This is a genomic window from Priestia megaterium (assembly GCF_009497655.1).
Lineage (GTDB): Bacteria > Bacillota > Bacilli > Bacillales > Bacillaceae_H > Priestia > Priestia zanthoxyli.
On the sequence record NZ_CP023317.1, the window covers coordinates 2,939,894 to 2,961,215 of the forward strand.

A 21,322-nucleotide genomic window follows, 5' to 3' on the forward strand; every position below is an offset into this window, starting at 1 on the left:
TTCCCAAATGCCGATGCCCCCTTCTCCGAGAAATGGCCCGAGAGATAACACTACTTTTAATGGCTAATAAAAAAACAGTGAGATATTTCTCACTGTTTTTAGACTTGAATACTTGTCATCATCGCAATATAAAAAGCAAACACAAACAAACCCGCACTTAATACGCTGAGCCATACTGTCTTTTTGTAAAAACAAACAAGTAAATACACAAAAAACAGCAGTGCAACAAATAAGAATAGGATTCCTACAATCGTTACGTGAAACGTTAGAGGCAGCGTCACTTGTTTCCCATAGATAAACGGAAGAATCGATGAATCCATTGCCATATGACTTATATTAGTTGGCGGCGATTGCGTTACCATGATAGCTGTAAATAAAAAAATGATCAGCAAAACAATGCTTTCTGCTCGAATCCACATCACGGGCTTATATTCTGGATGTTTTATCGCTTTTTTCATAAGAAAGCCATTGATGACGGCAAATGCAAGCAGCGGAATAATCGTAATATGCTTTAACAAAAGAGATTGCCCGTAATCTGTAGCCCATGAATTTACATAGTTGGACAGCCCCATGATAATAACCATCGAAATGAACCCACTTAATGAAAGAAGCACAAAACAAGCGATCGCAAAAGGAGTAAACCAGCTTAAGAAACTTTTCCAATTGGAGGTTTCTTTTGAAAAAGCGGCAACAATCAGAACCACTCCTCCCCACAGTCCAACTGCTAAAATATGAAGGGAATGAGACAACATGCCGCTAAGCACAGAAGCGGATGCTGCGTGACTTGCGTAGGCGATTCCTCCCACTAAGGCTACAGTCAGTAATGTATACATATGGGGGTGGCTCTCTATTGAAACAGCAACCATACATAAAATAGCAATCAGTACAACAAAGATCCAGGCGTGTCCCGTTCGTGTTTCCAATAATACAAGACGAACTGTTTCACCTAACCCTCTTATTTTTGAAAAAGATAAAATAATCTCAAGCGAATTTCCAACCGAAAAAAGAGCGACAGCCGCTGCACTTGCAAGTAGCCATCGCTTTGATAATAAAATTGTTGGCTTTTTTGTAAGGGGTACATATTGCAGTACGGCAAATCCTAATAATAAGGAAAGAGCTACGTATGTGAACCACTCAAAAACAGGCAACAAAACACTCATCTTTTTAAGCCTTTTTCTTTCTGAAGATTAAGAGTAATGCTCCAACCACCACTACAATAGCAATAATCACGATAACAAAAAACGATGAAGAATCATTGTTCTCCGTTTTTTCATCATTTGCTGCTGCACTTTTTTGGTGCTGTTCGGATTGCGTGGCGCCCTGCTTTTTTTCACTATCTTTTCCGGCTGCTTGAGTATTCTCTTCTTTTGCTTCATCTTTCACATCTACTTTAAAAGCAATCGAATCTTTTATTACGTGCCCATCTTCCCCTACAATTTCCCAGTTTACTGCGTAAGATCCGTTTTCAAGAGGCTGATCAACAGAAGCTATTAAATCATGACCCTCTACTTTTTGCGATGCAAGTGAAATGTTTTGTCCATCTTTTGCAACGGTCATTGTACTAATTTTCTCAATCGGTGTTTCAAAGGTTAATTTAATTTCTTTTAGAGGAGCTGTAACAGTTGCACCATTTTCCGGTACTGTTGTTTGCACATGTGTATGAGCAAAACTAACTGTCGGGACAGCTAAAAAGCATGCTAAAAGTAAACCTATTATTTTTTTCATATTTATGACTCCCTATCTCTTTTTTCTTTTTTCATTCATCATATCCAAAAATGTTTTTATGTAGACGTTTCCGAACACGATCTATTTTCCTAGTAAGTGTACTCCTTTTTCACTCAATCTCACAAGAACTATCACCAATTCGTTATAAAATGTTCACAAATCCTAGGTAAGGTGCTGCTGTAATTTTTTGAATATTCTTTCAGACTATCCTTGAATATAGTAAAATAGTTAAATAAGATGGCTGACTTTTTTCTAGCTTAAAATCCCATACAGAAAGGATAGGAACAATGAAAAAGTATACGTGCCCTTGCTGCGGTTATCAATCGTTAGACAGTGATGGTGACTATGATATTTGTGAGATATGTTTTTGGGAAGACGATCCGTATCAAAAGCTGAATGCCAATGAACTAGGAGCTAACTCTATTTCTTTAATAGAAGCTCAGCAAAATTTTACAGTTTATGGAGCATGTAATAAAGAAAGCTTACAGCACGTGAGAAAGCCTTCTGTTCAAGATGTAAAAGATTTTAACTGGAAACCTATTATAAGTCACGAATAGCAAAACTAGTTTATAAAAAAAGAATGCTTGCGAAAGCATTCTTTTTTGGATTCAGTAAGAAGTGGAAACAAATGTAGAAAGCACATTTGTAAACTTATAAAAAGTTTGAGTTTTAGACGAATCTCTTCCTTGTGAAGTGAATGAATGAAACATAGCACTTCGCAGCGGTTGGCTAATCTCTAATTGAATACTTTTGCCGGTACGATTTTTATTTGCAATATTTTTAGAGTTAATGCCTGCAATCTCATCGTGCCCTTTTGTAATCAGTTCCGCGGGAAATCCATTTTGATTTAATAATTGCGTTAATTTTTTTGCACGTTCCCGATCAGTTCCCCCCACAAAAATATGTTTTTTATTCCCGGAATATCCGTGAAGAGATAAAACATTATCATACATGCTTACCATCTTACGCGCTGTGGGCTCATCAAAATGAGTGCTTGTGAGGTGCAGATCTCGCGAGCCTTTCGATTTTAACGATTCGAATAGGTAAAGAGCATTTTGTTTGCTAAGCTCTTTGGCAATTTCGCTTGTCCCGCCTTCAATTCCTCCACCGTGTGGAGCAAAGATAAGGACAGGGCTTTTCGCTTCTTTAGTCGTCACTTTATAGCTAGCTGAAGACTCGTGCTGTGAGAGCTGCTTGAAATTTTGATATTTATCAGTTGATGCACTAGATGTGTCTTGAAAAGGTGAAATGAATAAAACGAATAGACAGATACATAAGGTAGAGAAACTTACTAAACGATAGCTTTTCAATTTGTACTCCCGCTTTCTATTATGTAATAAGACCTAAAACATTAGAATCCTAAAAAATCCAAAAATAATATTTTAGTAGTCTTATTTACTTATCGTTTGAAAATACAATTTATTCAATAGTTCTTAATACCTATTTATACTATTTAAAAAAACTTCAGCGCATATCCACTGAAGTTTTTTACTTTTTTGTTTTTATTTATTTAAAGCAAGCGCCAAACTAATTTTATCCAGCCAAAGAAGGCGATCCATAAAGGTATGCTCAAAGATGTTCCCCACGCTAAACCAATTAAGAAGTTTCCTCTTTCAATCATACAAACCACTCCTTATGAACATTGTAGGTGAACAAGTACAATTCTATACCTTTACTATAACAGAAAGCGCTTTCATTTAACAGTCACTTACACGTTTTTAGTGCTATATTCATACAGAAAACCGAATTTCAAATAGATAAAGGGCGATATATAAGAAAATGAATAATTACAAGGTGTAAAAGTATAATAATCTACTAAAAAAAAAAGAAACCTTCTTTGAAGGCTTCTTTTCTAGGTGTTTTTTATTGTTCGCCGCTGCGCTGCAAGCGATTCTCAATAAATAGGCGCTCAACAAATTTATTTAGCTGGGCTTGATACAAACGGCGCTCATCTAGCGTTTTTGCGTCTTGTATTTGCTGTTTAAAGCGTTTGATTTGCTGTCTTTGTTCAACCGTTACATGATGAGAAAGAAGCATAGGTCCCCCTCCATTTCACTAACGTTTGAATTAAGTAAACCAAGGTTTACCAAAACAAACAACAAACCTGTTAGCTTCTCTTACATAAATTTTTTACTCAGCTTCTTTAGCTCCAACTAACGCTAAACCTGGGCCGTACGGCGTTGTATGGACATCTAACATTAATTCATTTGTATAAGGCACAATAGAAGCTTCCATTGCTACTTGTACTCCGTCGACTTCATACATTTCATCATTTTCAAAAGGCTCTTCAAAAGCTAACCCAATGTTAGGGATTTCACAGCTAATTCCTTTGAAATACAAGCGAATTCCTGTTATCTCCTGCTCTTCAAGTATATTGTTAATTAATTGTTTTGCTTCTGGTGTAATATGCATGACTACCCCTTCTTCCTTTCAATACTCTTGCTCTATCCTATCATATCTTTAGAGTTTTTAAAGAGAATAACTGCAATTTAAAAGCATTCTGATTATTATTTAATAATAATTATAAATAAGTATTGATTTTAATTTGATATTTGATATAATATAAACATAAGATAACAACAACTCATTAGGAGGCTATTAACTATGAATTTAGAAAACGTATTGAACCAACAAATTGCCGATTTTAACGTATTATATACAAAGCTACATCGCTTTCACTGGTATGTAAAAGGGCCTCAATTTTTTACGCTTCATGAAAAATTTGAAGAATTCTATAATGAGACGGCGGACTATATAGATGAATATGCAGAACGATTACTAGCCATTGGAGGAAGCCCAATTGCTACGATGAAGCAATTTTTACAAGCAGCTACTCTTTCTGAAGATGGGAATGAGCAAACGAGTGAAGAAATGGTAGAAACCTTAATTAATGACTATACGCTACTTGTTAAAAACCTAAAAAATGCAGTTGAAAAAGCTGAAGCAGCACATGATCACGTAACAGCTGACTTATTCATTGGAACAATTGGCAACATTGAAAAACATATTTGGATGCTAAAAGCTGCTTTACCTGTAAAAACATCCGTACATGCATAAAAAGAGCCCAATCGGCTCTTTTTTTACGTTTGTTGATTTCCTTTTTTTTGTTTTTGCAGCCACATAAAAAAAGACATATCATCGTAAATGTCATCTTCTAGCACAGCCTTATAGACATGATCACTCGTATAGTAGCGATTATATCCGCTTTGCTGCTTGAAAAATAAAATACATTCCCGCTTCTTTTCAGTGAGAAGTGATTTTAATAATACTTGTTTCTCAACTTTGCCCTTCACGATATTTTCTGGAAGCACGGAAATATCAAGCTTCCACTCTTCACCCTTCTGAATCATATACACACTCCACTGATACTTACCTTTTTCATTAGCAAATATCATCTTATAAGGTTGAAAACGCTTTGTAAGCTGATACCCCATGTGAAAAATAGATTCTTCATCCATTTCATCATTTCCTACGTAAAAATTAATGATGCGATTTGTCATGACATTTAACTCAAAACTCTCCCCTGAGAGCGGGCAACCGTACTCTCTTAACAAATTAAATAAACGGTTGGATACCACCAGTTGATTTGCTTCATGTTTTAATTCACTTGAGTATGACAGCAGCTCATTCATGTTTTTTGATTCCCCTATCTATAGATCGTGAATTGTTATTGATATTCGCTTTTTTTTTATAAAACCCTTTCACTTTTACCCTTTAATTAACTAACTAGAGGTAAATTAAGTTATGTAGAGCAACATTTTATGAATAAATCAAGTTTGAGTATAAAACTTAAAGAAGTTTAAAGACTATAGTCGATACCGATTTTAAGGAGGACTTAGTATGAATAATCACGAACTTCCTACAAACATGCAAACTGGAGCTGTCCCCCCTCAATTGAACCATGGAGGGCATGAGCTATTTGACGTTCATGAAACACTTGCCGGCTCGATCAATGTAATGGATCAGTTTATGATGTTTAGGCAATATGTAAAAGAACAAGAGCTGCTTGATATTATTGATCGGCAATATCAGTTTATTTTAAATGAATATAATTTAATCGTAGAAGCTTTTTCTACTGGCCAAAAGCCGGCCGGTTCTACACATGTATATAACATGAAGCAGTCTCATACCTTTGTTTATGGCTTAAAGCCTTCGCAGCCTAAAAAGCCGAATCAGTCCGTTGAGGAAATTAATGAAAAAGGAATTTCAGGTCATATGCTGGGTCTAGTCAAGTCTCAAGCATCTCTTTTAACTATGACAGCTTTAGAAATAACTAATCCTGTTGTTCGCCGAATATTCGGAGACAGTGTTCCTAATTGGATTGAAATGGCTTATGAAATTTCTCTTTATCAAAACAAACATCATTATTATCAAGTGCCGCAGCTTGCAAAAGAAGATATGCAGCAAATGATCACAAGTTTCGCAAAAGCTACTGCCTCTCCTCAGATGCCTAATAACCATAAGCTGCATTAATTACAAAGAGGCTGGGGCAAACGTATTTTAATTAAAGGAAGATCCGAACGATTCATCGTTCGGATCTTTTCATTAGTATGATGAATATAGGTTATGTTTAGAGTTGATTCTAGCTGTTGATTGGAGGGAAAGGCGAAGACTTCTGCGGGAAGTGAAGTCATGCACGGAAATCAACAGCGGTGGAACAAGCGATCCATACTCGACCATTTATCCAATTTGTTCCCCTTTAGATTCGATTGATATAGTTGTGTCTCAATCTCTTTTGCGCATATATTTCAGAAAATGACAAAAAACTATGCATTTTGGATTATTTTCTGAATATTTGTAGTATTTTGATTAATTATGTATTATAATACAGTTAACTAATAGAGAGGAGTGAGAGATGCATCATATATACTCGGATTACAGTTAAAGGAGGTGTCATAACACGCTCGCAATACGTTTGCTAAAAGTCAGTTGAACTGTAGAACCGATATGTGATAGACCATGATGGTAAAGTTAAGATTAATTCCCCTAAATGAACATGTAACATAATAAACTGCTTCTTTTTCTTTTTAAAGATAGAAGCAGTTTTTTTATGTGCGTTTTTCTTTTCCCGATTTAATACATGTTTTCTCCACTTTGGCTAACACTTAAGATATACATTTACGTACAAGGTGGTGACTTTGATGATCGCCGTAAAATTACTATTAGTCGCAGTTTTGATTGCATTAACTGCTTTTTTTGTAGCGACAGAATTCGCTATTGTAAAAGTAAGGAGTTCAAAAATCAACCAGCTTCTAGAAGAAGGAAACAAAAAAGCCGTATCTGCCAAACACGTTATTACGCATCTAGATGAATATCTATCGGCTTGTCAGCTTGGTATCACCATCACGGCTCTCGGGCTTGGTTGGCTTGGTGAACCGACGCTAGATCGGTTGCTTCATCCTCTTTTTACTACCTTCCATACGAACGAGCCGCTTGCTGGTATTTTATCTTTTGTCATTGCATTTGTTGTTATTACCTTTTTACATGTTGTCTTAGGAGAATTAGCTCCTAAAACGTTTGCTATTCAAATGGCTGAACAAATTACGCTGAACTTTGCAAAACCGATTATCGTGTTTTACAAACTTATGTATCCGTTCATTAAAATATTAAACGGCTCAGCTCGTATGTTGACCAAGATATTTGGTATAACGATGATTTCGGAAAATGAAGCTGCTCATAGTGAAGAAGAACTTCGCATTTTGTTATCTGAAAGCTTTGAAGGCGGTGAAATTAATCAGTCCGAATATCGATATATGAGCAAAATTTTTGATTTTGATGACCGTTTAGCTAAAGAAGTAATGGTCCCACGAACGGAAATTGTAAGTGCTTCTAAAGATGACGTGGTAGAGGTTTTTTTGCAAATTGCAAATGTCGAAAAATATACCCGCTATCCAATTGTTGAAGATGGGGATAAAGATAAGATAATTGGTCTCGTTAATATTAAAGAAATTTATAATGATATTGTATTTAACGAAAAAGACGGAACTAATACGTTAGAATCATATGTCAAGCCTATTTTTAAAGTGATTGAAACCGTACCTATTCATGACTTGCTTGTAAAGATGCAAAAAGAACGCATTCAAATGGCTATTCTTTTTGATGAGTATGGTGGAACGGCGGGGCTTGTGACAGTAGAAGACATTATTGAAGAAATTGTGGGAGAAATTCGAGATGAGTTTGACACGGACGAAATTCCTTATGTACAAAAAATTAAAGACGATCATTACATTCTTGACGGAAAAATGCTCATTAGTCAAGTAAATGATTTACTTGGTACGGATATTAGCGACGAAGAAGTAGATACCATTGCCGGATGGGTGTTAACCGAAAAGTTTGATGTGACCAAAAATGATATCATTCAGCATGAGCAATTTTACTTTAAAGTTTTGATTATAGAAGATTTTCACATTAAGTATATAGAAGTAAAAAAAAGAAAGAAGAAAGAAAAAAAGGATGATCATCATTAATCATCCTTTTTAGTTATTTAAAATCCCTTTTACCAATCGTCTCCTCCATCAAAAAAGTCTCCATCCAACAGATCCTCCCCGGCTTCTTCAATATCTTCTCCAATTTCACCAAGCGCCGAGTCTTCAAACATATCATCGATCAAATTCTCAATGAGCAGCCCGCCTAACATACCGGCTGCAAAGCCTCCCATTGCTCCTCCTAACCCGCTCATACGTGGATGATGTGAATGCTGATCATAGTGAGAAGGCTTATAGTATTCATAGTCTCGAGGATTTTCCATCATCTCTTCCATCGCTTCTTCCAGCAAACGAGCGATAGTGGATGGATGGCTTAGTTCATCATTTGTAAAAAAGAGTTCGTTTTTTATTTCCCTCTCCCGGCCGAAAGAAGGCAAATCTAGCTCCAATAGCATTCGGATACCTTCTCGTTCAATGGCTACCTCAAACTCAACTTCATTTACATATCCCTTTAAGAAGTCTGTAGGAAAAAATGCAAATTCTTGTTTGTATCCGTTAAATTTTCCTGAATGACGTTTTTCTCTAAACCCAAGTGTTTCAAAGCCCTCTACTAGCTGATATAAGCTTTCTGGAGCTTTAATGCGCACAGGGTCCCGGTCTGTTGAGTCAACTCCCCCTTCAATATCTAAGTGTGTCTTAAAGAAATAGCTAACGTTGCTCGCAGAGATTGGAAGATCCAAAGGTAAATGATATGTAAATGGAATTTCCTTTTTCTCACCTTCATTAATTGTAAATGCAGAAGCTGCGCGCAGGCTTTCCACACGATGTGTATGCATTTGACCGCTTTTCATTTGAACTTCAAGCCAAAATTCAACATCAATTAAATTAATATGTTGCTGAACGTTTCCGCCTTGGATGAAAATAGCTCCTTCAATGACATGACCGAGCGTATAGGCTGTTTCATTTAATCGTAAATCTACTTTGGCAGCTCCAACTCCCATTTTAGCAAACATTTTTTTAAACATTTTTTTCCTCCTCCAAAATGCTCTTACTATATATACGAAGTATACCGTTTATAAGTTTCAACTTACAAAAAAAGAACTCAATTTCTTGAGTTCTTTCTGTTGCTTTAAAGCTCCTGTATTAAAAAACCCAGCCCCAGCAGCAGTTACGTCTTTTGCAGCAATGACGTTTTCTACAACCGCCGTGATGACAGCCACTGTGGTTACCATCGTGATGCCCTCCATCGTGGTTACCGCCGTGATGTCCACCATGATTGTCGCCATGACCCCCACCGTGGTGACCGCCGTGATCGCCACCGTGACCCCCGCCATGATGACATTTTTTATGACCTGAACGATGATCATCATCATGTTTAGGACAATGATCGTTATGCTTATAATCGTTATGACAGCATTTTCCTTCATGGCTACTTCTTGGATCATAACCAGAAGTTTTGTAATAATACTGATTAGAACACCAGCAACAGTTCTTTTTGTTGTTGTAACTCACATAAACCATCCTTATCTATAAATAAGATTTATATAGGCAATTTTATACCTATATATAAATAGATTATGTAAACTAGTACAAGGAAGTGCATTGCTGTGGGCCATGACCTAAGCCTGTTTTTAGGAGTATATGCGGGGCAGCTAAGACAAGAAAAAAAGCCATCTAAAGATGGCCTTTTTTATATTTGATTTTTCACTTTACTTGCGCTTTCTGCATAAAACTCCAGAATTTCTCTTCTTCTCACAATTCCAATAAATACACCTTGATCATCCGTTACAGGAACAAAATTTTGGTCAATTGCTTTTGAAAGGATGTTTTGAACTTCATCATATATAGCAACTGGGTTATAATCTTGATAGCGGTCAATCTCTGTTAATTTAATATTTTCCGTATCTTGAAAGCGATAGTCTCCTAGGCTTTTTAACTTCCAAAGAAGATCTCCTTCAGTAAGAACGCCTACATATTTACCATCATCGTCAACCAGCGGAACTGTAGAATAGCGATGATACTCCATTTTTTCAAGAGCCTGTCTTAATGTGGATTGAATATTTAGTGTTACAACATCACTTTTTGGTACTAAGAAAAATGCAATATTCATTTTTTAATCTCCTTTTCCTTACCCGCTCATCTTACGATTTCTATTTATTTTTTCAGTTTTCGGCTTATTTTAATGTTTTAATCATACAAAATGCAGCTCGCAGTTATCTTACATTTACAACTATAAGCTGTCAATCCTAAGCTATGTAATTTCGGCTTCTTATTTTCTTTATTACAGTACCCGTTTTCTAAATAATCAAATCCTAATTTTTAGAAAAACACGTCTAGTTAAAATGATGGTTCCTACAGCTGCTTTTTTATACTAATAAGGGCCGGAAGAGCTACTTTCAGCTCTTCTTCTCTGCGATAAGAACGCAACTGAACCTCATTATATGCTCTGTTTATACTTTTTGACTCATGAAAAAGTCCCACATGATTCGGCTAGCGTTGGGGCCTTTAGGGTCTGTATAGCTGCCCGCTGAATTCCCTCCGGACCATGCATGCCCCATTCCATTGATAATATATTTATCAATAGCCAATTCTCCCTTACTGCTTTCGTAGCGATATGTGGTATAATCACGTCCAAAGAGAATTTTTTCTTCTCTCGTTTTAACCGGGCTATCTTGAATCCATCCATCTATTCTTCCGTTATAAGCAAGATTATTCGTTGTAATCCACTGGTGAACCACTTGATCTGCATTGGCTACATTTACCGTAGAATCAGCGTTACCATGAAATACAATGAGCGGCAGTGGCTTTGCCCGTTTTCCCATTTGTTGATAAGCAATTCTCCCTTGTTTAACGGGGGAAGGACCTTTACTGGCCATGACAGAATACGCATTAAATACGTTAAGAGCCGCCTGATATTCGATACCTGCTGACACACCTATTCCAGCAAATAGTTCTGGATACGTTACCCCCATAACGATGCTCATTGCTCCTCCTGCCGACAGACCGGCAATAAACACTTTATTTTTCTGAATAAAGTGCATGTTTTGGACTTTTTTTACAATTCCTGCGATAATAGCTGGTTCGCCAAACCCTCTAATTTGATGGAGCGGTTCAAACCAGTTCCAGCATTTATTCATATTTGAGTTAGAAGACTGCTGTGGGTATACGACAATAAATTCCTTTTCATCGGCGAGCTCATTCATTTGCGTGCCTATCGCAAAATCATCTGCATTTTGTGTACATCCATGCAGCATAACCATTAGTGGGTAAGATTTTAAAATATGATAAGATTTAGGTAAATAGACCTTGAATTTTTTTCCTTTATGAGTATATGTTTTAAATGATTCAGATGACGCTTCTTGTTGTTCACTTGAAGACACAAGCGTTGACGTATTTATAACATTAGGTAGTGAACCCAACATGGTACCCCTCCTCTTTTTGTCAACGTTTTCATTTTTCTTCCCAATTACGTCCTGTATTACAATACTACATATTATTTCGTTTTTTTGCACGTTCTACATACTCTGAGAGTACAACTTGTTTTGGTTTTAAGCCGTTTTTTATATTCTTGAAATTTGGGATTTTTTTGCTATATATATACTTTATTACTATATATGAAAATTGTCACTATAATCATGAAAAAAGGACAAACATGCCGTTTGCCCTTTTATTTGGACCTTGATGTTTCAATGCCCTTTGCCGAATTCAGCCTCTATACTTTTATTATATGATACTCCCTATCATTTATATGAATTTATTGCTCTTCATGTTTAAATCTGTAACCTTTACTATTTCATACTTTGCTTTTTATTCACCAATTCTTTCGTAGCAGACGGCAAGGTGCAGGTGCGGAAGCCACGTTGAAAAAGAAGAATCTTGAAGACCAAATATTTTCGTTTAACCTCTTCTTTGTTCGCAACATTCATACAAAGGCTGATTGTAATCACTCTTTTCCCCTCCTTTTCTTTAAATAGGTATAGCCAAGAGGTGCTATTAGAGTAGATTCCTTTATTTTGCATACATTTTTTTAGAAAACTATGGTAAAAATAAGACTTATCATATGGAGGTGAATAAATTGGCAAATATCCCAAAGGATACTGAGCCCTACTGGCGCGATCATTTAAAGTTTCCAACATACCCATCTCTTTCAGAAAATCGAAAAGTTGATGTTGTAGTAGTAGGAGGCGGTATTAGCGGTATTACAACGGCTTATTTATTACAAAAAGAAGGACTGAACGTGGCGTTAATTGAAGCTGATAATATTTTAAATGGTACAACCGGTCACACAACAGCAAAGATTACAGCTCAGCATGACGTTATCTACGATGAACTGCTTTCACACATTGGCGAAGAAAAAACGCTGCTGTATTATAAAGCAAACGAACAAGCTCTGCAGTTTATGAAAAACTTAATTCAAACGGAAAACATTGACTGTGATTTTTCAGTACAAGATGCTTACTTATACGGAGAAACGCTGGAGTTTGACCATCGAGTTCGTAAAGAATTTCGAGCCTATCAGCGATTACATATTCCATGTGAATTTGCAACAGAGCTTCCTTTTAGTTTTGATATTAGAGCAGCAGCTATTATGAAAGATCAAGCTCAGTTTCATCCGTTAAAATATCTGCTTCATTTAGTAAAAAAATTCACAGAAAGCGGCGGATTGATTTTTGAAAACACCGTAGCAACGGATGTAGAAGAAAGCACATCGCCCACCGTTGTCACAAGAGACGGACATCGCATTTCTTGCAAATATGTAGTGGCGTGTTCACACTTTCCATTTTATGATGGAGCGGGCTTTTACTATACGCGTATGTATGCCAAACGTTCGTATGTGTTAGCAGCAAAAGTTGAACAAGCTTACCCTGGAGGCATGTATTTAAGTGCTGATCAGCCTACTCATTCGCTGCGTTCAACAAAAGTTGACGGAGAAGAACTCATCTTAATTGGCGGAGAAGGCCACAAAGCTGGACAAGGAATTAATACTATGTTTCACTATGAGTCCCTTCAGAGGTTCGCCGAAGAAAATTTTACTGTCCAACATTTTCGTTATAAATGGTCTGCACAAGATTTATTTACGCTTGATAAAATTCCATATATCGGGCCCCTTAAAGAAAGCAAGCCAAATATCTTTATTGCTACCGGATTTAAAAAATGGGGCATGACTCATAGCACCATTGCAGCACATATTATCCGAGATGCAATAACCGGGAAAGACAACCCATATGCAGAGTTGTATAATCCGTCTCGTTTTTATGCGGACCCTAGCCTTAAGCATTTCTTTCGTCAAAATCTTGATGTGGCTGAACACTTTATTACCGGTAAGTTTTCAATGCCTGAAAAAGGACTCGATCAGCTTCAAAATGATGAAGGGTCGGTCGTATATGTAAACAGCAAACGTACGGGGGCGTATAAAGATCCTCAAGGGAAGCTTCACTGCGTCGATACTACATGCACGCACTTAGGATGTGAAGTAAATTGGAACGCCGGTGACCGCACGTGGGACTGTCCTTGTCACGGTTCTCGTTTTTCTTACGACGGATCTGTGGTAGAAGGCCCTGCTAAAAAGCCGCTTACACCAGTGGATGTCAATTCAAGCGATAAAAAAAGCACGCCGTAGGGCATGCTTTTTTTATCATTATCAATGGATTCACATTTGAATTTACTCTTTACATCCTTCTTTTCTAAAGTATCGATTATACACTAAAACCATTGCATAAATGACTAAAAAAGAAAACGTAAAGATAATTAACCTTCCAGATTCAGGGACATGATCAAGATAGTCTGTTTCAAAAAACATAACAAACATCAAAAATGGCAATAGAAACAAAAACCAAATAAAATCTCGATCCATAAACATTTTTATAAAAAATAAAATGGCCCCGATGTAGACAATCATCAAAAACATAATCATTCACCAAATTCTATTTAATACTAGAGGTGTTGTAATGATTATATCGGATTTCTCCGGCGAAATATAGAGTCATTGGTTTTAATTTTATAAATTCCTTACAACTTTCAAACTGCTATTTTAACATAATAAGGGAATTTACTGCTGTAAAGACTCTAAGTGAGCAAAAAACTGCGGGTACGAAACGGATACCGCGTCACGATTTTCAATAATTGTTTCCCCTTCTGCAATACAAGAGGCAACAGCAAGCATCATACCGATACGGTGATCTCCGTGGCTGTTTACATTTGCTCCATGAAGTTTTGTACCTCCGTGAATAATCATTCCATCTTCCGTTGCTTCAATGTTAGCTCCCATTTTGGTTAACTCATTCACTACCGTATCAATACGGTTTGTTTCTTTGACTTTTAACTCTGCAGCATCTTTAATAACGGTAATCCCTTCTGCCTGTGTGGCAGCTAGTGCAATAATTGGGATTTCGTCAATTAGACGCGGAATTAAGTCTCCGCCTACTTCCGTACCTTTTAAGTGAGAAGCTTCTACAACTAAATCTGCATAGGGTTCCGCCGTTTCTTTTGTTTCTTTGACTGTCTCGATCGAAGCCCCCATATTTGAAAGCACCTCTAAAATACCCGTTCGAGTCGGATTCATCCCAACTTTTTGAATTTTAATGCGACTGTTTGCAATAATAGCCCCCGCTACTAAAAAGAATGCAGCTGACGAAATATCACCAGGCACTTCTACATGCGTTCCTCTTAACGTTTGACCGCCTTCAATTGAAACGGTTAATCCTTCTTCTTTCACTTTAACTCCAAACGCCTCTAGCATACGTTCTGTATGATCACGCGATTTCGCCGGTTCCGTTACAGAAGTTGTTCCTTCCGCCTGCAGTCCAGCAAGTAAAATAGCTGATTTTACTTGTGCGCTTGCAACAGGAGATGTATAGTGTATACCTTTTGCTTTCCCACCTCGAATAACAAGCGGTGTAAAATTAGCGTCTTTTCGGCCGTCTAAATGAATATTCATATCACGAAGCGGACCAGTCACACGCTTCATAGGGCGTTTGGCAATAGATTCGTCTCCAATTAACGTTGAATGAAAGGGTGTATTTGCTAAAATCCCCATCATGAGGCGAATCGTGGTGCCCGAATTTCCGACATCTAAAATATCAGATGGCTCTTTTAGCGCTTGTATACCTTTTCCTTTTACCACGACGCTTTGTTCATCAATCATTTGAATATCTACACCTAGTTTTTGAAAGCAGGAAATGGTGCTAAGGCAATCATCTCCCGGCAAAAATCCGTTAATTGTTGTTGTTCCTTCTGCAATTGAACCAAACATGACGGAACGGTGAGAAATGGATTTATCTCCTGGAATTTGAATCGTTCCTCGTAAAGCTTTTACTGTCACAATCTGTCTCTCCTTTTATGCGTGAAGCGAATCACGAAATTCTTTAGCATCTGAAAAGTAATCAAATAACTCGTGTCCGTCACCTTTTTCTACTAATAGTTTTACTTGTTCCATTTCTTTCATCCAGTCATCTAGCAATGTTAAAAGCATAGAACGGTTTTGCTTTAATATGTCTCTCCACATATGAGGGTTGCTTGAAGCAATTCTCGTAATATCTCGAAAACCGCCTGCCGCCATTTCTGTAACAAGATGATTATTTGCTGAATAGCCTTTGACTTGTCTTACTAGACTGGTTGCAATCACATGTGGTAAATGACTGACAACTCCGGTGATTTGGTCATGAGTAGCTGCATCAAGCGGTACAAATTGTGCACTTGTAGGCTCTAGCAAATGCATAAGCGCATCTATTTTTTCTTTTTGCTCATTTTCAAACGGCGTTAAAATATAGCGCGCCGAACAAAATAAATCCGCTCGTGCATTGACTGCACCGCTCGTATGAGAACCAGCCATCGGATGCCCCCCAATAAATGAAATACGTTTTTTATTCAGCGCTTGGGCTGCTTTCATAATTTCACCTTTTGTACTTCCGACATCCGTTACGATAACCGTTTCTTTAAGCTTCCAAGTAGAAAGGTCGTGTATCCATGCTGTCGTATACTCTACTGGAGTAGCAAGCACGATATAATCTGCTTGGGCTGCTTCTGTTTTTATATCTTCAGCTACATAATCAATGATACCTAGCTGGTTGGCTACTTGTACTTCATTTGTGTTGATATCAGCTCCAACGACTGTTACGTGACGATGCTTCTTCATAGCTAGCGCTAATGATCCTCCAATAAGGCCAACGCCAATAAGTAATACACGTGTTTTCACCTTTCATTCTCCTCTATTCTTTAAAATTGCTTTGCGTATTCTTCGTGTTTTTTTACATTTTCTTGAATTAACTGAATTCGATCTGCCCCAAATTGATCGATAATAGCAGATGCTAGTTCCCAAGCAATCACTGATTCTGCTACAACCGCCGCCGCCGGTACTGCACAGCTGTCTGATCGTTCAATACTTGCAGCAAACGCCTCTTTTGTATCAATATCTATACTTTGCAGCGGCTTGTATAAGGTAGGAATAGGTTTCATGACGCCTCGCACCACAATCGGCATCCCTGTTGTCATGCCTCCTTCTAAACCTCCTGCATTATTCGTTTTACGCGTATAGCCGTTTTGTTCATCCCATAGAATTTCATCATGGACTTCACTTCCCGGTCTGCGAGCTGCTTCAAAGCCTACGCCGATTTCAACGCCTTTAAACGCGTTAATGCTCATAATAGCAGCAGCTAGCTTTGAATCTAACTTACGATCATAGTGCACGTAACTGCCTACTGCAGTAGGCATTCCTTCTACTACTACTTCCACTACGCCACCAATGCTGTCTCCATTTTCTTTTGCATCATCGATTGCTTTCATCATTTTCTGTCCCGCTTCTTCATCTAAGCAGCGAACAGGTGACGCTTCAGTTTTTTCCTGAAGTTCTGTTAGCGACTCATATGCCGTTTTTTCAGCTTTCACACCGCCGATTTCAAGTACGTGACATGCAATATTTACACCTACAGCTTTTAATACTTGTTTGGCAACTGCGCCTGTGGCTACTCGTACCGTCGTTTCACGAGCAGATGAACGTTCTAATACGTTTCGCATATCTCTGTGGCCGTATTTAATCGCTCCATTTAAATCCGCGTGACCTGGACGAGGTTTTGTAATTTGTCTCTTTACTTCTTCATCATGATCAACTGGATCAGCACCCATAATATTTCTCCAGTGCGTAAAATCTTTGTTTTCAACGACTAAAGCAATTGGTGAACCAAGCGTCTCACCGTGGCGAACACCGCCTTTAATCTGAACTTGGTCTTTTTCAATCTGCATGCGGCGTCCGCGCCCATGTCCCTTTTGTCTTCTTGCTAAGTCTTCATTAATATGTTCGGCTGTTAACTCAAGTCCTGCTGGTACTCCTTCAATAATCGCTGTTAATTGAGGTCCGTGCGATTCTCCTGCTGTTAAATATCTCATATTATCGATTCCTTTCTGTTATAAAAAATAAAAAACTCGCCCCTACGTCATAGGGACGAGTTTTTCTCGCGATACCACCCTAGTTGCAAACATTACTTGCCACCTCGAATTGTTAACGATCCGCTGACCGCTCTGTAAAAGAGTACTCAAAGAGTGTAATTCGCTCACATTTTTGTACTGACTTCCACCAACCGTCAGCTCTCTGAGACAGGGAAATGTTTGCTACTAGTTTCTTATCACTGTATCACTATGAAATTAAGATAATTTTACTGCTGCACCTTTTAATTCTTCCATGAATTTGTGGAATTCAGGAATGTTCATTTGCTGTGCTGAATCTGATAGTGCTACTGCTGGGTCTGGATGAACTTCTGCCATTACAGCATCTGCGCCGATAGCAATCGCTGCTTTTGCACATGGTAATAGTAAGTCTTTGCGTCCTGTCGAATGCGTTACGTCTACTACAACTGGTAAATGCGTTTCTTTTTTCAAGATTGGAACAGCTGAGATATCTAATGTGTTGCGTGTTGCACGCTCGTATGTGCGGATACCGCGTTCACAAAGAATAATGTTTCCATTTCCGCGAGACATAATGTATTCAGCAGCGTTAATGAATTCTTCAATTGTTGCTGCCAATCCACGTTTTAAAAGAATTGGTTTGTCTACAGAACCTGCAGCTTTTAATAGCTCGAAGTTTTGCATGTTACGTGCACCAATTTGAATCACATCTACGTAGTCTAGAGCCGTTTCAATATCTTGAGGAGAAACAATTTCACTGATAATTGATAGACCTAGCTCATCTCCTACTTGACGTAAGATTTTTAATCCTTCCACTCCAAGACCTTGGAAATCGTAAGGTGATGTACGTGGTTTGAACGCTCCGCCGCGCATTAATGTAATGCCTTGTTCTTTAAGCGCTAAGCCCACTTCTTTTACTTGTTCGTAGCTTTCTACTGCACATGGTCCCATTACGAATTCTAAGTTTCCAGGTCCTACTTTTGTGCCGTTGATGTCAACGATTGTATCTTCTGATTTCTTTTTACGAGATACAAGAAGTGCTTTACGGTGATCGTCTTCTTGAAGTTCTAAGCTTGCTTTGAAAATTTCTTTGAAAATATGCTGAATTGTTGAAGCTTCGAATGGACCATTATGGTTAGCTAAGATTTGATCTAATGATTTACGTTCACGAACTGGATCAAAGCGATTCACACCTTGTGTACCTTTTACTTTTCCAATTTCTTGTGCGATTTCACCGCGTTTATTTAATAATTCTAAAATTTCTAAATTTATTTCGTCGATTTGTCCTCGTAATTGTTCTAGTGATTTTGTCATTTTAAAAATCCTCCTTTGATTTTACAACCTTGAACGGATCTTTTCGTTTAGTTTGTATTTAAAAATCCGTTTTACACCTACACAGCCGCTTATGCGGATATACAAAAAGTCCCTACTGATTGTATCAGTAGGGACGAATTGATCGCGGTACCACCCTAATTGCAAGCATTGCTTGCCTCTTCATTAAGATAACGGCTATTGCCGCTTTTGACTATTGCCAAAAGAAAGCTCCAAGAATGTAATTCGCAATCTCTTTTGTACTGATTCGCACCAACCATCAGCTCTCTGAATACAGGGAAGATTTTGCTACTATGCTCTTTTCATCGCTTGTAATGGATATAAAATTATAATGGACCGAAATACAAAAAGTCCCTACTCACCCTTAAGATTGTTCTTAAGAGTCAGTAGGGACGAAAATTCGCGGTACCACCCTAGTTGCAAGCATTTTGCTTGCCTCTTCATTAAAATAACGGCCAGGCCGTCTTTTCCTGCTCGGAAAAGATGCTCAAGGAATGTACTTCGAAAAAATTTTTGTTCTGACTCGCAGCAACCGTCAGCTCTCTGATACAGGGAAATTTTTTCTACTCGTGCTCCTATCAACGCTCAGTATTGACTATGTATGCGTACTTGGATAATCAGTTCCGATCGTTTGAAACTGTTTGTCGCTTCCAAGTTGTGTGTAATGTTGTGTGATGTTGATTTGTATTATGAATGGTTTTTTTATCTTCGTCAACACTTTTTAGTAATTTTTTTTATTTTTTAAAAACCAATGCCTCTTCAAACCTATCTCTATCAAGAGTTTTGTCACTTTAATTTTTTTCAACCACGTATTCCATTTCAGAGTCATATTCAATAAATCCATGTTTTTGATACAAGCTTTTTCCAGCGGCAGAAGCATTTAACCATATTCGATTTACACCACTTTTTTGGCCGTACTGCATCAAGTGCTTTAAAATAGCGGAAGAATAGCCGTGCTTTCGGTGATCAAAAGCTGTATACATGTTCATAACATATGCTTCTTTTCCTTGAAGGTTACCCGGTGAAGGCGGACGTATAAAAAAGACGAGGCTTCCTGCTGATACAATTTTTCCATCGACTTTTAAAATAGCCGTATAATTATTTGGGCTATTTATATTCGCAGTAAAATATTCTTCTGTCGCTTTTCGAAACAGCTTCTCACTCCCATTTAGTTCTCCCAGTTCTTTCATGAGCAGCATTCGCAGGTTAACCAGGTCCTGCACGTCTTCTAATAGTGCTTTTTCAACCATTGTTCTCCCTATTTTCGTCTCTTTTACAAAAAAAAACTCTCAGCATTTGAGAGCTTCATTTAAGCAAGAAAAACAGCTCCGTATACGAGTGCTCCGACAATAACGAACGCTGGATGCACACGTAATTTTTCCAATAAAAGAAAGCTGGCTGCTACTAAAAATAGAGTTTGCCATATACCTGAATCACCGTATGAATTCATAAAAAATTCATACGCCATTAAGCCAAGTAAAATAGCGATTACGGGACGAATGTAGTTGGTCATTTTCTTAACATTTGGTGAATCTTTATACTTAAATAATATTCGAAGTAAAATGACTAAAAGCAAAACCGACGGAGCAATCGTTGCAAAAAGAGCAATCACCGAGCCTAAAATCCCTGCCTGCTGATATCCGATAAATCCCGCCATTTTTGTCGCAATTGGACCTGGAAGCGCATTTCCAATTGCCAGCATTTCACTAAACTCTTTAACGGTAAGCCAATGGTAGCGGTCTACAACTTCTTTTTGAATGAGCGGAATCGACGCAGGTCCGCCTCCATAGCCTAAAATATTTGAAACAAAAAACGCCATAAATAGCTGAATATAAATCATACCGATTCCCTCTTTTGCTTGTGCTCATCACTTTCGCCTTTTTTTCCTTTTCGTTTTAGCGGAATCCAAGCTGCTGCCATAAGTACAATAATAATAACTGCTGGATGAATATGGGCAAATTCCATTAGTCCTAAACTAATAATGAGTAAGATAATAGCTGGCGTCCAGCCTAAACCAGACGTTGATTTTTTAAAAAAATCCCATGTCATAACCGCGAGCATCACTCCCACTACAGGAACGACTGCTTTGGTCATCCCCATAACCCAGGGCTGATCTTTAAATTGCGTTAAAGTGGTCAACAGTAATACCATTAAAAAAACGGTTGGAATAACGGCTGCAAATAAAGCTGTACCGAGACCTAAGATACCGCCGACTCGATAGCCGATGTATCCAGCCAGCTTTGTCGCAATAGGCCCAGGCAGCGTATTGGCAATTGCTAACAAATCGCCAAATTCATCGTCATCCATCCACTTGTACGTATCGACTACTTCTTTTTTTACAAGTGGAATAGCTGAAGGTCCTCCTCCGTAGCCGAGCATACCTGAGCGAAAAAACGCTATAAAAATATCCAATTGTCGCATTTCTCGCGCTCCTTTCTCTGTGA

The 21,322-nt window shown here is 37.9% G+C and carries 24 protein-coding genes and 3 other annotated features; of the genes, 5 read left to right on the forward strand and 19 right to left on the reverse strand.

Translation table 11 applies throughout. The features are described from left to right. Nucleotides 1-98: 98 nt before the first annotated feature. Nucleotides 99-1,160, reverse strand: a complete 1,062-nt coding sequence (locus CEQ83_RS14800; RefSeq protein WP_228123011.1) for a copper resistance D family protein — start codon at nt 1,158-1,160, stop codon at nt 99-101. Nucleotides 1,161-1,164: 4 nt separating this feature from the next. Then, nucleotides 1,165-1,725 carry a copper resistance CopC family protein gene (locus CEQ83_RS14805; protein ID WP_049165347.1) on the reverse strand — a complete coding sequence of 187 codons (561 nt, stop codon included), beginning with the start codon at nt 1,723-1,725 and terminating at the stop codon, nt 1,165-1,167. 287 nt (nt 1,726-2,012) lie between these two features. On the opposite strand from CEQ83_RS14805, the gene CEQ83_RS14810 reads away from it, so the two are divergent. Beyond that, nucleotides 2,013-2,282 (forward strand): CPCC family cysteine-rich protein, encoded by a 270-nt coding sequence (locus tag CEQ83_RS14810; RefSeq protein ID WP_098113301.1) that lies wholly within the window; start codon nt 2,013-2,015, stop codon nt 2,280-2,282. A 51-nt stretch (nt 2,283-2,333) separates the two neighbouring features. Here the strand turns inward: CEQ83_RS14810 and CEQ83_RS14815 are convergent, their stop codons facing one another. The 3 genes from CEQ83_RS14815 to CEQ83_RS14820 form a co-directional block, all read right to left on the reverse strand. Then, nucleotides 2,334-3,035: a poly-gamma-glutamate hydrolase family protein gene (locus tag CEQ83_RS14815; protein ID WP_098113300.1), complete on the reverse strand. Its 702-nt coding sequence runs from the start codon at nt 3,033-3,035 to the stop codon at nt 2,334-2,336. A 553-nt stretch (nt 3,036-3,588) separates the two neighbouring features. Continuing rightward, a complete protein-coding gene (locus CEQ83_RS27095) occupies nt 3,589-3,762 on the reverse strand; it encodes a hypothetical protein (RefSeq protein WP_013057683.1) in 174 nt (57 codons plus the stop codon). Nucleotides 3,763-3,855: 93 nt separating this feature from the next. Continuing rightward, entirely contained in the window at nt 3,856-4,137 is a 282-nt protein-coding gene (locus tag CEQ83_RS14820) for a hypothetical protein (RefSeq protein WP_013057684.1), read from the reverse strand. 192 nt (nt 4,138-4,329) lie between these two features. Here CEQ83_RS14820 and CEQ83_RS14825 point away from each other — a divergent pair, with 192 nt between their 5' ends. Further along, complete coding sequence (locus CEQ83_RS14825) at nt 4,330-4,782, forward strand: Dps family protein (RefSeq protein WP_028412796.1); 453 nt, start codon at nt 4,330-4,332, stop codon at nt 4,780-4,782. Nucleotides 4,783-4,805: 23 nt separating this feature from the next. On the opposite strand, the gene CEQ83_RS14830 is transcribed toward CEQ83_RS14825, so the two are convergent. Continuing rightward, nucleotides 4,806-5,357, reverse strand: a complete 552-nt coding sequence (locus CEQ83_RS14830) for a hypothetical protein (RefSeq protein ID WP_033579460.1) — start codon at nt 5,355-5,357, stop codon at nt 4,806-4,808. A 208-nt stretch (nt 5,358-5,565) separates the two neighbouring features. On the opposite strand from CEQ83_RS14830, the gene CEQ83_RS14835 reads away from it, so the two are divergent. Together CEQ83_RS14835 and CEQ83_RS14840 are read left to right on the forward strand one after the other, a co-directional pair. Continuing rightward, nucleotides 5,566-6,198: a spore coat protein gene (locus CEQ83_RS14835; protein WP_028412794.1), complete on the forward strand. Its 633-nt coding sequence runs from the start codon at nt 5,566-5,568 to the stop codon at nt 6,196-6,198. Nucleotides 6,199-6,866: 668 nt separating this feature from the next. Further along, entirely contained in the window at nt 6,867-8,192 is a 1,326-nt protein-coding gene (locus tag CEQ83_RS14840; RefSeq protein WP_033579462.1) for a hemolysin family protein, read from the forward strand. Between the two features lie 29 nt (nt 8,193-8,221). Here CEQ83_RS14840 and CEQ83_RS14845 read toward each other — a convergent pair whose 3' ends face one another. The 5 genes from CEQ83_RS14845 to CEQ83_RS14865 all read right to left on the reverse strand — a co-directional run bounded on the left by CEQ83_RS14845 (nt 8,222) and on the right by CEQ83_RS14865 (nt 12,097). Continuing rightward, complete coding sequence (locus CEQ83_RS14845) at nt 8,222-9,175, reverse strand: sporulation protein (RefSeq protein WP_155017371.1); 954 nt, start codon at nt 9,173-9,175, stop codon at nt 8,222-8,224. A 57-nt stretch (nt 9,176-9,232) separates the two neighbouring features. Next, nucleotides 9,233-9,577 (reverse strand): hypothetical protein, encoded by a 345-nt coding sequence (locus tag CEQ83_RS14850; protein ID WP_155017372.1) that lies wholly within the window; start codon nt 9,575-9,577, stop codon nt 9,233-9,235. 263 nt (nt 9,578-9,840) lie between these two features. Further along, complete coding sequence (locus tag CEQ83_RS14855) at nt 9,841-10,260, reverse strand: CBS domain-containing protein (protein ID WP_013057690.1); 420 nt, start codon at nt 10,258-10,260, stop codon at nt 9,841-9,843. A 340-nt stretch (nt 10,261-10,600) separates the two neighbouring features. Then, complete coding sequence (locus CEQ83_RS14860) at nt 10,601-11,572, reverse strand: extracellular catalytic domain type 1 short-chain-length polyhydroxyalkanoate depolymerase (protein ID WP_016764703.1); 972 nt, start codon at nt 11,570-11,572, stop codon at nt 10,601-10,603. 366 nt (nt 11,573-11,938) lie between these two features. After that, entirely contained in the window at nt 11,939-12,097 is a 159-nt protein-coding gene (locus CEQ83_RS14865; protein ID WP_155017373.1) for a hypothetical protein, read from the reverse strand. A 128-nt stretch (nt 12,098-12,225) separates the two neighbouring features. Between CEQ83_RS14865 and CEQ83_RS14870 the strand changes: the two genes are divergently transcribed. Further along, the gene (locus CEQ83_RS14870; RefSeq protein ID WP_028412790.1) at nt 12,226-13,770 is read left to right on the forward strand and encodes an FAD-dependent oxidoreductase; all 1,545 of its coding nucleotides are present in this window, start codon (nt 12,226-12,228) and stop codon (nt 13,768-13,770) included. A gap of 42 nt (nt 13,771-13,812) precedes the next feature. On the opposite strand, the gene CEQ83_RS14875 is transcribed toward CEQ83_RS14870, so the two are convergent. The 8 genes from CEQ83_RS14875 to CEQ83_RS14910 all read right to left on the reverse strand — a co-directional run bounded on the left by CEQ83_RS14875 (nt 13,813) and on the right by CEQ83_RS14910 (nt 21,299). Then, complete coding sequence (locus tag CEQ83_RS14875; RefSeq protein ID WP_013057694.1) at nt 13,813-14,058, reverse strand: hypothetical protein; 246 nt, start codon at nt 14,056-14,058, stop codon at nt 13,813-13,815. A gap of 141 nt (nt 14,059-14,199) precedes the next feature. After that, a complete protein-coding gene (gene aroA / locus CEQ83_RS14880; protein ID WP_028412789.1) occupies nt 14,200-15,471 on the reverse strand; it encodes a 3-phosphoshikimate 1-carboxyvinyltransferase in 1,272 nt (423 codons plus the stop codon). A 15-nt stretch (nt 15,472-15,486) separates the two neighbouring features. Beyond that, a complete protein-coding gene (locus tag CEQ83_RS14885) occupies nt 15,487-16,344 on the reverse strand; it encodes a prephenate dehydrogenase (RefSeq protein ID WP_028412788.1) in 858 nt (285 codons plus the stop codon). Nucleotides 16,345-16,364: 20 nt separating this feature from the next. Then, the gene (gene aroC / locus CEQ83_RS14890) at nt 16,365-17,531 is read right to left on the reverse strand and encodes a chorismate synthase (protein WP_028412787.1); all 1,167 of its coding nucleotides are present in this window, start codon (nt 17,529-17,531) and stop codon (nt 16,365-16,367) included. Between the two features lie 48 nt (nt 17,532-17,579). Next, nucleotides 17,580-17,780 (reverse strand) — a binding site (T-box leader). Nucleotides 17,781-17,786: 6 nt separating this feature from the next. Beyond that, nucleotides 17,787-18,860: a bifunctional 3-deoxy-7-phosphoheptulonate synthase/chorismate mutase gene (locus CEQ83_RS14895; protein ID WP_013057698.1), complete on the reverse strand. Its 1,074-nt coding sequence runs from the start codon at nt 18,858-18,860 to the stop codon at nt 17,787-17,789. 126 nt (nt 18,861-18,986) lie between these two features. Further along, nucleotides 18,987-19,193, reverse strand: a binding site (T-box leader). Nucleotides 19,194-19,263: 70 nt separating this feature from the next. Then, nucleotides 19,264-19,469 (reverse strand) — a binding site (T-box leader). A 200-nt stretch (nt 19,470-19,669) separates the two neighbouring features. Continuing rightward, entirely contained in the window at nt 19,670-20,128 is a 459-nt protein-coding gene (locus CEQ83_RS14900) for a GNAT family N-acetyltransferase (protein ID WP_155017374.1), read from the reverse strand. A 59-nt stretch (nt 20,129-20,187) separates the two neighbouring features. Next, the gene (locus tag CEQ83_RS14905) at nt 20,188-20,718 is read right to left on the reverse strand and encodes a chromate transporter (RefSeq protein WP_014459451.1); all 531 of its coding nucleotides are present in this window, start codon (nt 20,716-20,718) and stop codon (nt 20,188-20,190) included. Next, the gene (locus CEQ83_RS14910) at nt 20,715-21,299 is read right to left on the reverse strand and encodes a chromate transporter (RefSeq protein ID WP_028412785.1); all 585 of its coding nucleotides are present in this window, start codon (nt 21,297-21,299) and stop codon (nt 20,715-20,717) included. Before CEQ83_RS14910 ends, CEQ83_RS14905 begins: the two co-directional genes overlap by 4 nt. Between the last annotated feature and the right edge of the window lie 23 nt (nt 21,300-21,322).

Coding starts and splice junctions, on each gene's coding strand:
- CEQ83_RS14800 (WP_228123011.1), bottom strand. CDS start 1,160: ATGAGTGTTTTGTTGCCTGTTTTTGAGTGGTTCACATACGTAGCTCTT.
- CEQ83_RS14805 (WP_049165347.1), bottom strand. CDS start 1,725: ATGAAAAAAATAATAGGTTTACTTTTAGCATGCTTTTTAGCTGTCCCG.
- CEQ83_RS14810 (WP_098113301.1), top strand. CDS start 2,013: ATGAAAAAGTATACGTGCCCTTGCTGCGGTTATCAATCGTTAGACAGT.
- CEQ83_RS27095 (WP_013057683.1), bottom strand. CDS start 3,762: ATGCTTCTTTCTCATCATGTAACGGTTGAACAAAGACAGCAAATCAAA.
- CEQ83_RS14820 (WP_013057684.1), bottom strand. CDS start 4,137: ATGCATATTACACCAGAAGCAAAACAATTAATTAACAATATACTTGAA.
- CEQ83_RS14825 (WP_028412796.1), top strand. CDS start 4,330: ATGAATTTAGAAAACGTATTGAACCAACAAATTGCCGATTTTAACGTA.
- CEQ83_RS14830 (WP_033579460.1), bottom strand. CDS start 5,357: ATGAATGAGCTGCTGTCATACTCAAGTGAATTAAAACATGAAGCAAAT.
- CEQ83_RS14835 (WP_028412794.1), top strand. CDS start 5,566: ATGAATAATCACGAACTTCCTACAAACATGCAAACTGGAGCTGTCCCC.
- CEQ83_RS14840 (WP_033579462.1), top strand. CDS start 6,867: ATGATCGCCGTAAAATTACTATTAGTCGCAGTTTTGATTGCATTAACT.
- CEQ83_RS14845 (WP_155017371.1), bottom strand. CDS start 9,175: ATGTTTAAAAAAATGTTTGCTAAAATGGGAGTTGGAGCTGCCAAAGTA.
- CEQ83_RS14850 (WP_155017372.1), bottom strand. CDS start 9,577: ATGAAGGAAAATGCTGTCATAACGATTATAAGCATAACGATCATTGTC.
- CEQ83_RS14855 (WP_013057690.1), bottom strand. CDS start 10,260: ATGAATATTGCATTTTTCTTAGTACCAAAAAGTGATGTTGTAACACTA.
- CEQ83_RS14860 (WP_016764703.1), bottom strand. CDS start 11,572: ATGTTGGGTTCACTACCTAATGTTATAAATACGTCAACGCTTGTGTCT.
- CEQ83_RS14875 (WP_013057694.1), bottom strand. CDS start 14,058: ATGTTTTTGATGATTGTCTACATCGGGGCCATTTTATTTTTTATAAAA.
- aroC (WP_028412787.1), bottom strand. CDS start 17,531: ATGAGATATTTAACAGCAGGAGAATCGCACGGACCTCAATTAACAGCG.
- CEQ83_RS14895 (WP_013057698.1), bottom strand. CDS start 18,860: ATGACAAAATCACTAGAACAATTACGAGGACAAATCGACGAAATAAAT.
- CEQ83_RS14900 (WP_155017374.1), bottom strand. CDS start 20,128: ATGGTTGAAAAAGCACTATTAGAAGACGTGCAGGACCTGGTTAACCTG.
- CEQ83_RS14905 (WP_014459451.1), bottom strand. CDS start 20,718: ATGATTTATATTCAGCTATTTATGGCGTTTTTTGTTTCAAATATTTTA.
- CEQ83_RS14910 (WP_028412785.1), bottom strand. CDS start 21,299: ATGCGACAATTGGATATTTTTATAGCGTTTTTTCGCTCAGGTATGCTC.